The 13,653-nt window shown below is 43.2% G+C and carries 10 protein-coding genes and 2 tRNA genes; 7 read left to right on the top strand and 5 right to left on the bottom strand.

Annotation, left to right across the window (positions count from 1 at the left end; genetic code table 11):
• Positions 1–68: 68 nt before the first annotated feature.
• The 3 genes from K6V30_RS18185 to K6V30_RS18175 all read left to right on the top strand — a co-directional run bounded on the left by K6V30_RS18185 (position 69) and on the right by K6V30_RS18175 (position 4,731).
• On the top strand, positions 69–1,994 hold the full coding sequence (locus K6V30_RS18185; RefSeq protein ID WP_055270066.1) for a sensor histidine kinase: 1,926 nt from the start codon (positions 69–71) through the stop codon (positions 1,992–1,994).
• Positions 1,991–3,733 carry a bifunctional metallophosphatase/5'-nucleotidase gene (locus K6V30_RS18180; RefSeq protein WP_055270064.1) on the top strand — a complete coding sequence of 581 codons (1,743 nt, stop codon included), beginning with the start codon at positions 1,991–1,993 and terminating at the stop codon, positions 3,731–3,733. Before K6V30_RS18185 ends, K6V30_RS18180 begins: the two co-directional genes overlap by 4 nt.
• Positions 3,734–3,828: 95 nt before the next feature.
• Positions 3,829–4,731, top strand: a complete 903-nt coding sequence (locus K6V30_RS18175; RefSeq protein ID WP_149935931.1) for a helix-turn-helix domain-containing protein — start codon at positions 3,829–3,831, stop codon at positions 4,729–4,731.
• A gap of 63 nt (positions 4,732–4,794) precedes the next feature.
• Here K6V30_RS18175 and K6V30_RS18170 read toward each other — a convergent pair whose 3' ends face one another.
• Complete coding sequence (locus K6V30_RS18170; protein ID WP_010537761.1) at positions 4,795–5,379, bottom strand: Crp/Fnr family transcriptional regulator; 585 nt, start codon at positions 5,377–5,379, stop codon at positions 4,795–4,797.
• A gap of 101 nt (positions 5,380–5,480) precedes the next feature.
• Here K6V30_RS18170 and K6V30_RS18165 point away from each other — a divergent pair, with 101 nt between their 5' ends.
• Complete coding sequence (locus K6V30_RS18165) at positions 5,481–6,215, top strand: DUF3845 domain-containing protein (protein WP_010537762.1); 735 nt, start codon at positions 5,481–5,483, stop codon at positions 6,213–6,215.
• 169 nt (positions 6,216–6,384) lie between these two features.
• Here K6V30_RS18165 and K6V30_RS18160 read toward each other — a convergent pair whose 3' ends face one another.
• The 3 genes from K6V30_RS18160 to K6V30_RS18150 form a co-directional block, all read right to left on the bottom strand.
• Positions 6,385–6,591, bottom strand: coding sequence for a hypothetical protein (locus tag K6V30_RS18160; RefSeq protein ID WP_010537763.1), 207 nt, complete (start codon positions 6,589–6,591; stop codon positions 6,385–6,387).
• Between the two features lie 65 nt (positions 6,592–6,656).
• Positions 6,657–6,728 (bottom strand) — tRNA-Glu (locus K6V30_RS18155).
• Positions 6,729–6,794: 66 nt separating this feature from the next.
• Positions 6,795–6,881 (bottom strand) — tRNA-Ser (locus K6V30_RS18150).
• 821 nt (positions 6,882–7,702) lie between these two features.
• On the opposite strand from K6V30_RS18150, the gene K6V30_RS18145 reads away from it, so the two are divergent.
• The 3 genes from K6V30_RS18145 (at position 7,703) to K6V30_RS18135 (ending at position 12,231) form a co-directional block, all read left to right on the top strand.
• Positions 7,703–8,146, top strand: a complete 444-nt coding sequence (locus K6V30_RS18145; protein ID WP_010537764.1) for a hypothetical protein — start codon at positions 7,703–7,705, stop codon at positions 8,144–8,146.
• A gap of 312 nt (positions 8,147–8,458) precedes the next feature.
• Entirely contained in the window at positions 8,459–10,123 is a 1,665-nt protein-coding gene (locus K6V30_RS18140) for a putative transporter (protein ID WP_010537765.1), read from the top strand.
• 113 nt (positions 10,124–10,236) lie between these two features.
• Positions 10,237–12,231 (top strand): fructose-bisphosphatase class III, encoded by a 1,995-nt coding sequence (locus tag K6V30_RS18135; RefSeq protein ID WP_010537766.1) that lies wholly within the window; start codon positions 10,237–10,239, stop codon positions 12,229–12,231.
• Positions 12,232–12,498: 267 nt separating this feature from the next.
• On the opposite strand, the gene K6V30_RS18130 is transcribed toward K6V30_RS18135, so the two are convergent.
• Positions 12,499–13,647 carry an LA_2272 family surface repeat-containing protein gene (locus K6V30_RS18130; RefSeq protein ID WP_055270062.1) on the bottom strand — a complete coding sequence of 383 codons (1,149 nt, stop codon included), beginning with the start codon at positions 13,645–13,647 and terminating at the stop codon, positions 12,499–12,501.
• Positions 13,648–13,653: the final 6 nt, after the last annotated feature.

Below are 13,653 nucleotides of genomic sequence, written 5' to 3'. Positions count from 1 at the left end.
TTATAGCCGACAAGTTTTAGTATATTTGCAGCCTAAAATGAGATAGTAACACTTCAAAACTTACAAGTATGATGAGATATATAGGATACCTGTTTATCTGTTTGCTATGGCTTTTTCAGGCCACAGAGTTATTTGCTGTCTCTAATGATAAAAAGCCGATCTTAATTATCTGTTCTTATAATCCCGCTGCGCATCAAACTTCAGTAACGATTTCCGACTACATGGAAGAATATAGTAAACTGGGAGGAAAACGTGATATTGTCATTGAAAACATGAACTGCAAAAGTTTCTCCGAAGCCCCGCTCTGGAGCGGCATGATGACGCAGATTCTTTCTAAATACCAGGGAGAAAAGCATCCGGCACAAATCATTCTGCTGGGACAGGAAGCCTGGGCAGCGTATCTGTCTCAACGGGATTCCATACAGGTGAAGGTACCGGTGATGTGTAGCCTTGCCAGTAGCAACATCGTCATACTGCCTAAGGATACGGTTGCCGGACTGGACACATGGATGCCGGAATCGGTCGATCTGTTTGCCGATCAAATGGATATACCGGAATTGAAGTCGGGATTTATCAACCAATATAATATAGAAGATAATGTCCGTATGATCAAGGCGTTTTATCCGAATACGGAACATATCGCCTTTATTTCGGACAATACTTACGGTGGTGTCACGATGCAGGCACTGGTGCGGAAGGAAATGAAGAAGTTTCCCGAACTTGACCTGATCTTGATGGATGGCCGTCGGCATACAATTTATACGATTGTAGAAGAGTTGCGCCATTTGCCGGAGAATACGGTGATTATGGTAGGTACTTGGCGGGTAGACATGAACGAGGGTTATTTCATGCGGAATGCGACTTATGCCATGATGGAGGCTACTCCGACCATTCCCGCTTTTACTCCGTCCTCTGTGAGTCTGGGATACTGGGCCATTGGCGGAGTGTTGCCCGACTACAGGAAACTGGGAAAAGACATGGCATTGTCGTCTCTGCAGATAGATCAATATCCGGAGGATGACCGGCAACATCTTTCCGTTATCGGCTGCAAAGCCGTACTCGACAGCCGGAAAGTGAAGGAGTGGAACTTGAATCCGCAGGTTCTTCCTTTTGATGTGCAGATTATCAATCAGTCGGTTTCATTTTATCAGCAATATACTTATCAGATTTGGTCAGCATGTGCGCTATTCGTCATTCTGGTGCTGGGCCTGTGTATCTCGCTCTTCTATTATTTCCGTACCAAGCGTCTGAGGGATGAACTGCTGAAATCCGAAAAAGACCTGCGGGTGGCAAAAGACAGGGCGGAAGAATCGAACCGTCTCAAAAGTGCTTTCCTCGCTAATATGAGTCATGAGATACGTACTCCTTTAAACTCGATTGTGGGTTTCTCGGATGTGCTCGCTGTAGGCGGCAGCACGGAGGAGGAGCAACAGACCTATTATCAGATCATCAAGACGAACTCGGATTTGTTGCTTCGCCTGATCAATGATATTCTGGACCTCTCACGTCTGGAGGCGAATAGGGTGACTTTGACTTGGGAAGAGTGTGATGTGGTGCAGGTATGCAGGCAGGTGGTAGCATCGGTCAGTGTTTCGCGGCAGTCCGGCAATCAGTTTCTGTTTGCCAGCGATTACGAGTCATTCGATATGGTGACGGATATACAGCGTATGCAGCAGGTGATTATCAACCTGATGTCTAATGCGGATAAGTTCACCAAAAAAGGAAAGATCACACTGGAATTCTCGGTGAATAAGGCGACAGGTATGGCCGTGTTTTCGGTGACGGATACGGGGTGTGGCATCCCGAAGGAGAAACAGAAACTGGTATTCGAACGTTTCGAGAAACTGAACGAATATGCCCAGGGAACAGGTCTGGGATTGTCTATCTGTAAATTGATTGTCCACAAATGGAAAGGTGATATATGGATCGACTCCGAATATACGGGAGGAGCACGGTTCATGTTCTCACATCCGCTTAAAATAGAAAAAGAATGAAACGATTTGCATGTATCTACGTATGGCTTCTTTGCCTCGTGCTCTCTGTTGCGGCACAGGAGAAAATTGTGAAGCTGAAAATTGTACAGACAAGTGATGTACATGGTAATTATTATCCTTATAATTTTATTACCCGTAAGGATTGGCAGGGCAGTCTGGCGCGAATATATGCTTTTGTGCAGAAAGAGCGCGAACAGTATAAGGAAAATCTTATCTTGCTCGACAACGGCGATATACTGCAAGGGCAACCTACCGCCTATTACTATAATTATATAGATACGGTTTCTCCTCATCTCTGCGCGGAAATGATGAACTATATGAAGTATGATGCCGGAAATATGGGAAATCATGACGTGGAAACCGGGCGTGCCGTATTCGACCGCTGGATAAATACCTGTGACTTTCCGGTGTTAGGAGCTAACATCATCGATACATCGACCGGAGAACCTCATCTCCCTCCTTATAAGGTGATGGAGCGTGACGGAGTGAAAATCGTCATTTTGGGAATGATCACTCCTGCTATCCCTGCATGGCTCTCGGAGAATCTGTGGAAGGGGCTGCGCTTTGACGATATGGAGGAGACAGCACGCAAATGGATGAAGATCATCCGTGAAAAAGAGAATCCGGACTTGATGATCGGTTTGTTTCATGCGGGGCAGGAAGCTTTCAAAATGTCCGGTAAGTACAATGAAAACGCTTCTCTGAATGTTGCAAAGAATGTTCCCGGTTTTGACATTGTACTGATGGGGCACGATCATGCACGTGAATGTAAGAAGGTAATGAATGTGGCAGGAGATTCAGTACTGGTTATCGATCCGGCAAGCAACGGAATCGTTTTGTCCAATATCGACGTAACCTTAAAGTTGAAAGACGGAAAGGTGCGCAGCAAAGATATCCGGGGAGTATTGTCCGCGACAAAAGATTACGGAACCAGTGAGGATTTTATGAAGCATTTTGCTTCCCAATACGACACTGTCCGCAACTTTGTTTCTAAAAAGATCGGTACATTCACCGAGAGCATCTCGACCCGTCCGTCTTTCTTCGGGCCGTCTGCTTTTATCGACCTGATTCATACCTTGCAGCTTGATATCACTGGTGCGGAGATTTCTTTTGCTGCACCGCTTTCATTCGATGCGAAGATTAATAAAGGGGATGTGTATGTCAGCGATATGTTCAATCTGTATAAGTATGAGAATATGCTGTATATGATGACCTTATCCGGGAAAGAAATCAAGGATTATCTGGAAATGTCTTATTTCATGTGGACCAACCGGATGAAGTCTCCGGACGATCATTTGCTTTGGTTCAAAGAGAAACGCCGCGAAGGTGCGGAAGACAGAGCTTCTTTCCAGAATTTCAGTTTCAATTTTGATTCGGCATCGGGTATTATCTATACTGTGGACGTCTCCAAGCCGCAAGGAGAGAAGATAACCATTATCAGCATGGCGGACGGCAGCCCTTTCCTTATGGATAAGATTTATAAAGTGGCTTTGAACTCTTATCGGGGCAATGGCGGCGGTGAATTACTGACTAGAGGTGCAGGTATTCCACAGGAGAAACTGAAAGAACGTATTATCTTCTCTACGGATAAGGACCTTCGTTTTTATCTGATGAATTATATAGAAAAGAAAGGTGCGATGGACCCGAAGGCGCTGAATCAGTGGAAATTCATTCCGGAGAAGTGGACTGTTCCGGCTGCCAAACGCGATTATGAGTTTTTGTTCGGAGATAGTCAATAAGTAGGGAAAAATGTTCTATTTGACTGATAATATCTGACCTTAGGTTGCATGTCTGATTATTACTGGTATCTTTGTCGCAAATAAAAAGAGAAAGTATGGATATTCAAGGTGTTCCTAAGATAGGTATTTCTTCGGTAGTTCATTCTAAGTATATAGATCCTAATAGTATTGATGTTGTCGATAATGATATAGCGCTTTTCGATACGGAAAGCGTTACTTCCCTTTATAATGGTCCCAGCAAACTGGAAGTGGTAAGCATCGGACTTTGTCTGGAAGGCTCCACCCGTTTCAATATCAGTTTGCGTGAGTTTGAGCTGATTCCGGGAAGAATGGTTATTGCGTTGCCCAACCAGATCATCGAGCATCGTCAGTTTAGTGCTAACTTTAGGGGGATTTTCTTTGCTGTATCAAAGAATCTGCTGGAATCATTGCCCAAAGTCGGAAATGTGCTCTCATTCTTTTTCTTTCTGAAAGATTATCCTTGCTTTGATCTCAACCTGCACGAACAGGAAATGATTAAAGAGTATCATGCTTTCATCAGGAAGAGATTGAGGAATAAGGAAGATATGTATCGCAGGGAGGTAGTAATGGGATTGATGCAGGGGTTCTTCTTTGAACTTTGCAACATATTCAACAGTTATGCACCGGATTCTTCTGCTGTTGTCAAAAGTAAAAGCCGTAAGGAATACATATTTGAACGCTTCTATGAATCTTTGATTCAGTCTTATCAGTCGGAGCGTAGCGTGAAGTTTTATGCCGATCAATTATGCCTGACACCGAAACATCTGTCCGGTGTTGTGAAGGAAATCAGCGGAAAGACAGTAGGGGAGTGGATTGATGAATTAGTGATTCTGGAAGCAAAGGCACTCCTGAATTCTTCGAGCATGAACATACAAGAGATAGCTGACCGGCTAAACTTTGCCAACCAGTCATTCTTCGGTAAGTACTTCAAGCATTACACCGGCATGTCTCCCAAAGAATACCGGAAAAGCAGATAGCTGAGAAATGGTGAATGACTACGGCAGCGATAACGGGAGATTTTCATCGCTGGGACCGGCATTCTACAGGACACCTGAGCGTACGCGGCTCAATGTTTCCGGTGTCATCAGCAAGTAGGAAGCGATATCTGCCAGGGGAGCCCGCTTGATGATTTCCGGATGGGTCTCGAGCAACAGGTTATAACGTTCGCGGGCGGATTCGAAACGCCAGGAGTCAGCCTTGGTTTGCGATACAATCAGGGAATATTCCAGTATTTTCCGGTAGAACATGTTGATTTCCCAGTTTTGTTTTGCCAACTGCAGCATCTTGTCATAAGGACACAGGTAAATGATAGCAGGTTCCAGCGTCTCTATAATCAACCGTGTAGGAACCTGTTTTAGTAAGCTTTCGATACACATCACGATACATCCCTCGTATGAAAAGTGTTCGGTGACATCTTTCCCGTTTTTATAGTAATATTGCCGGAGCATCCCTTTCCCGACAAAAACTAATTCATGGGCTACTTCTCCTTCATTGAGTGCAATCACTCCTTTGGGAAATTCTTCACGTATCAGGATGCTTTCTATCTGCCGGCGTCCCTCTATACTCATCTCAGGGAAGCGGGAATTTACGACGGCATTTACTGTTTCTCTTAGTAGTGTATCCATGTCATTAATAGTCTTGTTATGTGCAAAAGTACTAAAAACGGTTGATATAAATCGGGTTGATTCAAAAAAGATGTATCTTTGTCTCCAAAATAAGGATGTGTATGATGATGAATAAGATAATAGGATTGGCAGTTCTACTGCTTTGTATGTCAGGTTGTGTCAGAGATAATGATGCTATATATTACCCCGTAGGCGATGTGGATATTGAAAGAGGAGGTCCGGCACTGGAAGTCGGAGAGGGGGATGTCTTGGTGGTGCGAAGCTATAATGAAGAAGATTATGTATTGGATACGATAGCTCAATACCCGAATGACCCGACTTTGGGTAAACTGACGTTTATGATTGATCTGAAAAACCAACAGAAGGATCAGAATGTTGCCAGTTTTAACGGAGCTGGTAAATCAAAACTGACCATGAGCCTTGGATATAAGGATGGCAATTACCCTGCGGAAAGCCAGGTTCCTATATACACTTCGCAGGATATTACCGCTAAATATGCAATCAAACTTCGTCTGAAAGGAGAACTGACTGTATCCGGTGATGAATGGATGATAGATTATGTATATGCCCAACTGGCTAGCCTGTTCCAGCCTTATCCTCCGACAAGCTTTCCTGAAGTCTTTATGTGCAAGGGAGGGATGAAACTGGGAACTTTCGACTCCTTCCGCAGAACCTGTACTTTTGATATCGTTTATGATCGTTCCGACCTCTCTTTTAGTCAGTTATACTTCAATTTATTTATCAATTTAGCCGGTCAGAAGCGGGAAAACAGGGTCAAACTGCGGATTGATAAGGAATCTTACTTCGAACTGTATGAGCAGAGTGAAGAACTGTAACTAGATAGGCGTTTCTTCAATTATAGACAGGTTTCTACGTGAAAGATGGCAGTTTTGACTGGATATAACATTCTTTTACAGAAAAAACTTTGAATGTTCAAATAATTATTAAATTTTATAATGTCCTAATACTACACTAATAAGCATCACTTTCTTTTTTAAATTACGCTTATTTTACCTCTTCTACTTCATATCCATCCTCTGCTTTCTTGCATTTGAAAACGCAGTAATCCGGATTACTTAAAGCATTATCAAGGCTTTGGGGCAGAACGATCTCTTTCGTCTGTTTGTCGATTGCTATCAATGCGTAATATATACCTTCTTCTTTACATTGCTCAATCAATACCTTTTTCAATTCTTCTACGTTATATTCCATTTTTTGAGATATGAACACAATAAAAAAGCCTCTTACTTCGATGTAAGAGGCTAACTAAAATTGAGTAGTGGGTACGAGAATCGAACTCGTATTACATGCGTGAGAGGCATGTGTCCTAACCGTTAGACGAACCCACCGTTTGTTGATGAATTTAAAAAGAGCCAAGTCTATAAAACTTAGCTCTTTTTATTTAGAGAATTTTGCGGAAGCTGGGGGATTCGAACCCCCGGTACGGTTACCCGTACGTCAGTTTAGCAAACTGGTGGTTTCAGCCACTCACCCAAACTTCCTTGAACCCGCATTCTCTCTCAAATGCGGTGCAAATATAGGGGGAACTTTTGGACTACGCAAATCTTTTAGCAAGATTTTTTTTACCTGTTTTATGATTAAAGAGATAACTTGCTATGTTTCAAATGTTAAACGGATTATTTTTTTTGAAAATATTTTTTCTCGCTATTTATAGGGGAGAGTGGTTACCTTTTTAATTATTAGATAGGGGGCGTTGTACCATCAGAACATTTACATTAACATTCGTTATTTTGGGGAATGAAGTATGATTTATGGGGGATGATAACAGGAAATAAGTGAATGACAAAAGGCATTGGCCAATCAGATATTTTGTGGATGATTTCGTATCTTGGAGGATTTATAAAAAAAAGAGCATAAAAAAAGGCTATCTATCCCAGACAGCCAATCTTTTTGTTAACCTTAAATCTAATACTATGAAAAACACATTGCAAATATACGGAGTTTTACGATATCTGCAAATAAATCAGGTAAAACGGGGCGATTTATAACATTGATTAAATAATTAAATCTTTGATTCAATCTTTATTAAGGTTTCAGAGGGCGGTAGAGTGTCTTTTTAATCTGTATTTTGATAAATCAGGTTATTTATTTCAATTGTTTTTTGGGGGGGCACGGTGGTTGCTTTGGAGGGCTATGGAATTCATAGATATCCTGTGTGTTGGGGGATTTACCTCTTCCATTAGGTGAATTCCCCTAAATAAGTAGGAATTTTCAATTTCATAAGGAAAATTCATTCTATACTTTTGTGATATCGAAAGATAAATGATAGGATTAATAAAGGAACCATTAAAAATAAAGGAATATGAAAACGAACGCATTTAGATACTTAGGACTGGCTTTAATGGCTGTATTAACGTTGAGTCTGACTTCTTGTGAAGTAGAAATCGATAGTTTTTATGATGATGATAATATCGGTGGTGGTTACTACAATCGTTCTGCTGATTTATGTAGCCGTACATGGGTAAGCTTTTATCGGGATATGGACGGTAACCGTTGCCGTCAGGAACTCGACTTTTATTTGGACCGGACAGGTGTTGATTTTATACGGGTTGAATATCCTAATGGACGTGTGGAAACCTTTGAATATAATTTCCGCTGGAACTGGGAGAATTATGCACAGACTTCCATTCGTATGGATTACGGTCGCAATGATGTATCCTATCTGGATGATGTATATATCGGCGGAAATAGGTTGAGCGGTTATCTGGACGGTCGGAATAACTTCGTGGAATATACAGGTCGGTGAGAGATGCAGCCGGTAGGTGGAAAGGCCGGCAGATGGAAAGAAAATGATTACACAAAAGATAGCAGGTAGAAAGATCCCGGATAACAACAGGTAGAAAGATTACTCAAGGAATAGGTTGAAAAGGTAAAAGGCGATAGGTAGAGGTGACAGGTAAGAAGATTATGGATAACAGATAAATAATTTAAGGGATAACATATAAGATTTCAGGATATTAATAATTTAGAGAAGGGATAGGGCGCGAAATGAAAGCTTAAAAGTTTTGAATGGGACTAAATAGTTTTTATCTTTGCGCCCTATTAGTATGCTTAATTCATGGAGTGGTTATATAATCTGTTTCTCGAACATTCTGCCTTACAGGCTGTTGTGGTACTTTCGCTGATTTCTGCGATTGGACTGGGGCTGGGAAGAGTGCATTTCTGGGGAGTATCCCTGGGGGTCACTTTTGTTTTTTTTGCAGGTATCCTTGCCGGACACTTCGGGCTTTCGGTTGATCCACAGATGCTGAATTATGCGGAAAGTTTCGGTCTGGTTATTTTTGTGTATTCTCTCGGACTACAGGTAGGGCCCGGTTTCTTCAGTTCTTTCCGAAAGGGAGGAGTGACGCTGAATATGTTGGCGTTGGCAGTAGTCTTGCTGGGTACTTTGCTGACTGTTGTTGCCAGTTATGCGACAGGCGTGTCGCTTCCTGATATGGTGGGTATCCTTTGCGGAGCCACGACCAATACTCCTGCGCTGGGAGCTGCACAGCAGACATTGAAGCAAATGGGCATAGAAAGCAGTACTCCGGCTTTAGGATGTGCGGTTGCTTATCCGATGGGAGTTGTCGGTGTGATTCTTGCTGTATTGCTGATCCGTAAATTCCTGGTTCATAAGGAAGACTTGGAAATCAAAGAAAAGGACGATGCCAATAAAACTTTTATCGCAGCCTTTCAGGTACATAACCCTGCCATTTTTGATAAAAGCATCAAGGATATAGCCCACATGAGCTATCCGAAGTTTGTCATTTCCCGTTTGTGGCGTGACGGTCATGTCAGTATTCCTACTTCCGATAAGGTGTTGAAGGAAGGCGACCGTCTGCTGGTGATTACAGCAGAGAAGAACGTGATGGCTCTGACGGTACTTTTCGGCGAACAGGAAAACACGGACTGGAATAAGGAAGATATAGACTGGAACGCGATCGACAGCGAATTGATCTCCCAGCGTATTGTCGTAACCCGCCCCGAACTGAATGGAAAGAAGCTTGGCTCATTGAGGCTGAGAAACCATTATGGAATCAATATCAGCCGTGTTTACCGTTCGGGAGTACAACTGCTTGCTACTCCGGAACTGGTTCTCCAGCTGGGTGACCGCCTGACAGTAGTAGGTGAGGCGGCAGCTATTCAGAATGTAGAAAAAGTATTGGGAAATGCGGTGAAAAGTCTGAAAGAACCTAATCTCGTTGTCATATTCATAGGTATCGTACTGGGATTGGCGTTGGGAGCGATTCCGTTCTCTATTCCGGGAATCAGTACCCCTGTGAAGCTAGGCCTGGCAGGTGGACCGATCATCGTAGGTATTCTTTTGGGAACTTTCGGCCCACGAATACACATGATTACTTATACTACCCGCAGCGCGAATCTGATGTTGCGTGCCTTGGGGCTTTCCATGTATCTGGCCTGCCTGGGGTTGGATGCCGGTGCCCATTTCTTCGATACTGTCTTCCGTCCGGAAGGACTGCTCTGGATTGCTCTGGGAGCTGGCCTGACAATTATTCCGACAGTTCTGGTCGGCTTCATCGCCTTTAAGATAATGAAGATAGATTTTGGAAGTGTATCCGGAATGTTGTGTGGCAGTATGGCAAATCCGATGGCCCTGAATTATGCGAACGATACGATACCGGGTGATAATCCCTCCGTCGCTTATGCTACGGTGTATCCGTTGTGTATGTTTCTGCGGGTGATCATAGCGCAGGTGCTGCTGATGTTTTTATTAGGTTGACGGTGAACATTAAGGGCTGGAAATTGTAATAAGTAGATGATAAATCGTTATATTTATAGCGAAAAACGATAAGTCGATAAAAGCATATTGTAAATAGTTAAATTGTACATATAATGACTGCTCAAAGTAATATAACTCCCGAAAGCATAGTTGGCGATCTCCGCTACTTGCAGTTGCTTTCCCGGAGTTTTCCTACTATTGCCGATGCAAGTACGGAAATTATTAATCTGGAGGCTATCCTGAATCTGCCTAAAGGAACGGAGCATTTCTTGACAGACATACACGGTGAATACGAAGCCTTTCAGCATGTGTTGAAGAATGCTTCGGGTGCGGTAAAACGCAAAGTGAACGAGATTTTCGGCAATACCCTGCGTGAGGCGGAGAAGAAAGAACTCTGTACGCTGATCTATTATCCGGAAGAGAAAATTCAGTTGGTAAAGGCCCGTGAGAAGGACTTGGATGACTGGTATCTGATTACTCTGAATCAGTTGGTAAAGGTTTGTCAGAACGTATCTTCCAAATATACCCGCTCCAAAGTCCGCAAATCCCTGCCCTCAGAGTTTTCCTATATCATTCAGGAGTTGCTGCATGAGTCGACTGTCGAGCCCAACAAGCATGCTTATATCAATGTCATTATCAGCACCATTATCTCTACCAGGCGGGCGGATGACTTTATCATAGCCATGTGTAATCTGATTCAGCGGCTGACGATTGATTCTCTTCATATCGTAGGCGATATATACGACCGTGGTCCCGGAGCACACATCATCATGGATACTTTGTGCAATTATCATAACTTCGACATTCAATGGGGCAACCATGATATTCTGTGGATGGGAGCCGCTTCCGGCAATGATAGTTGCATAGCCAATGTGATACGTATGTCCATGCGTTATGGCAATCTGGGTACTCTTGAAGACGGTTATGGAATCAATCTGCTGCCTTTGGCAACTTTCGCCATGGATACTTATGCAGATGATCCGTGTACTATTTTTATGCCGAAGATGAATTTCGCCGACGGCAATTACAATGAGAAGACTTTGCGCCTGATAACACAGATGCATAAGGCGATCACTATCATCCAGTTCAAGCTGGAAGCCGAAATTATAGACCGCCGTCCGGAGTTTGGAATGAGCAACCGGAAGTTGTTGGAAAAGATAGACTTTGAACGCGGAGTTTTTGTGTACGAAGGCAAAGAATATGCGTTGCGTGACACAAATTTCCCGACTGTAGATCCTGCCGATCCTTATCGTCTGACTGAAGAAGAACGGGAACTTGTGGACAAGATTCACTATTCGTTTATGAATAGTGAGAAGCTGAAGAAGCACATGCGCTGTCTGTTTACGTATGGTGGAATGTATCTGGTTTCCAATTCCAATCTTCTCTATCACGCTTCCGTGCCTTTGAATGAAGATGGCAGTTTCAAGCATGTCAAGATACGGGGCAAGGAATATTGGGGACGTAAGTTGCTCGATAAAGCCGATCAACTGATTCGTACCGCATACTTTGATGAAGAAGGAGAGGATGATAAAGAATTTGCTATGGACTACATCTGGTATATGTGGTGCGGTCCGGAAGCTCCGTTGTTTGATAAGGACAAGATGGCGACTTTTGAACGCTATTTTCTGGAAGACAAAGAGATGCAGAAGGAGAAAAAAGGATATTATTACTCTCTTCGCAATCGTGAAGATATCTGTGATAAGATATTGGATGAATTTGGAGCATTGGGACCTCATTCGCATATCATCAACGGTCATGTGCCTGTAAAGACTATTCAGGGGGAACAGCCGATGAAAGCAAATGGCAAACTGTTCGTTATTGACGGAGGTTTCTCTAAAGCCTATCAGCCCGAAACAGGGATTGCGGGATATACTCTTGTTTATCATTCCCACGGTATGCAGTTGGTGCAGCACGAGCCGTTCCAGTCAAGGCAGAAAGCTATTGAGGAAGGATTGGATATCAAATCTACTAACTTTGTGCTGGAATTCAATTCGCAACGGATGATGGTGAAGGATACGGACAAGGGAAAGGAACTTGTGACGCAGATTCAGGATTTGAAGAAGTTGCTTGTTGCCTATCGCATCGGCTTGATTAAAGAGAAAGTGTAAATAAGTATTAAGTAATAAGTATTAGGTATTAACCGTAGCTGCCATTTAGAGACGTATCTGTCTGTCATTCAGAATCCTCATCACTTTAGCAAAGTGAAACAATTCGATAATGACGAGCATAAGTATCTGTCGTTTTGAACTTGTCGAAGGATTTCCTCTTCTGTAGTCATAAAGAAGAGACTCTTCCTCCTTACAGTCGTCTGAATGACAGATAAATATGTCTCTAAATAACAGCTACGGTTAATACTTATTACTTATTAATCAGCCTTAGAAGAGGACAATACCTGCTTCTATGATTGCTCCTTTATCAAAATTACCGGATTTATTGTAATACCGTGTCAGTCCATAACCGCCAGTCGCAAAGATACTGAACTTCTTGCTGAACTGATATTCCAGATTAGCTCGTGCCTGTAATGCATAAAGCCGTCTGGGAATCACTTCATCTTTATTGGAACACGTCTCTATATGCTGATATCCGAGGTCACCACTGATAGACAACCCTTTGTAAACGGGTACCGCCAGTCCGGCACGATAAGACGTACTGATGGAAAACTTATCATTCAGATTCTGATCAAACGATCCTACTCCCAGAATCGTATAAAACAGTTGGTTCTTGAACTGTACTCCTATATTGGCAGCTGTATTATTTCCGCCATATACCATCATCTGTACCCTTGTATCAGGGTTTGCATTCACAAGACCGAGCTGGAATCCCTTCATGTCTTCCCTGTAATAATTGACCAGACCGATCTGAAGGCCATGAGCCTTCGTTGCATAATTGCATAAACCGACCTGCACACCATTCAGACTTTTAGCGGTGATATTGGCGATGCCGGCAATCTGCAAGCCGTTCATGTTTTCGCCTACCACATTCAGGAGCCCGGAAGTCATCATACCGTTGAAGCTCTGCCCTGTGATATTCGACACTCCGGAGAACTGGAATCCCGAAGCCATATTTCCCGTTACATTCATCAGACCGCTTATCATTACTCCCGAATTATTGTCGCCACCGATGCCGGTAAGTCCCGAAATAATGACCCCCTTTGAACCGTCCCCCGTGATATTCACCAGTCCGGCGGCAGAGAGTCCGACCGCATTATCTCCGCTGATATTGCTGACACCCGCTATCTGAACACCGCGCATCGTACCACCGGCAAGATTGGCCAATCCCGTGATCTGCACTCCATTCATATCTCCATGAATGACACTTCCCAAAGCATTGATGCCGACACCGTTGAGACGGTTCAGTGTAGATAGCAGACCGATGTTTACATAAGTCGTCTGAGTGCTGTCATACGGCTGTGTACAGATATCTTTCCAGAAAGAGAGGTTGATGCCCGCACTCTTGTTCTGTGCCGGCAAACAAACGGCAGCCATCAGAACAGCTGCCGTGAATATTGTCTTTATTATCTTCATCTTTAT

The organism is Bacteroides faecis (genome assembly GCF_020091505.1).
Taxonomy (GTDB): domain Bacteria; phylum Bacteroidota; class Bacteroidia; order Bacteroidales; family Bacteroidaceae; genus Bacteroides; species Bacteroides faecis.
This window is presented reverse-complemented; position numbering and strand designations above follow the sequence as displayed.